Source organism: Pseudoalteromonas sp. S558, assembly GCF_005886635.1.
In the GTDB taxonomy this organism is placed as follows: domain Bacteria; phylum Pseudomonadota; class Gammaproteobacteria; order Enterobacterales; family Alteromonadaceae; genus Pseudoalteromonas; species Pseudoalteromonas aliena.
Map to the genome: position 1 here is coordinate 1 of NZ_PNDU01000345.1, position 660 is coordinate 660.

A 660-nucleotide genomic window follows, 5' to 3' on the forward strand; every position below is an offset into this window, starting at 1 on the left:
AACATAACCCACTAACTACGTTAAAAATTATATATATAGAACAACAAGATATAAAAGGTTTTGCCTAGATCTGGCATAATTTTCTTAACGTTAAATAGACCCCATATATAAGCAGGTTGGAATTAAAATCCATACATAATTGGAACGTTCTTTTTTAGTTTGTGTGTAATTCGCTGATAAACATGTAAAATCGTTTTCAACTTGTTAATGGAGTGAAAACAACGTGAGTGAACTAAATACAAATCAACCATTCGCGGTCAATGAACAGCCAAATAAAAATTACCTGTTTCCACTGACTGCGATGACAACCCTTTTTTTTTTATGGGGGTTTATAACTGTTTTAAACGATGTACTAATACCACGCCTAAAGGGGGTATTTGACCTAAGCTACTTTGAAGCAATGTTAATTCAATTCTGCTTTTTTGGGGCTTACTTTATTGTCTCTATTCCGGCAGGGATGTTAGTTAAACAACTAGGTTACAAAAAAGGTATTTTAACAGGGCTCGTCGTTGCGTCTATAGGGTGTTTATTATTTTACCCTGCTGTAGTGGTGCATGAATATTGGATCTTTTTAAGCGCTTTATTTGTTCTCGCTTCTGGTATTACTGTCTTGCAAGTTTCAGCTAACCCTTATGTAGATGCCTTAGGTCCTGAAAAGAC

1 protein-coding gene is annotated in these 660 nt (G+C 35.0%); it reads left to right on the forward strand.

Going from position 1 to position 660, the window contains the following annotated elements; all coding sequences use genetic code 11:
- Positions 1–223 precede the first annotated feature (223 nt).
- Positions 224–660: MFS transporter (locus CWB66_RS18855; RefSeq protein WP_138586566.1), on the forward strand; the 437-nt coding region annotated here is incomplete at its 3' end.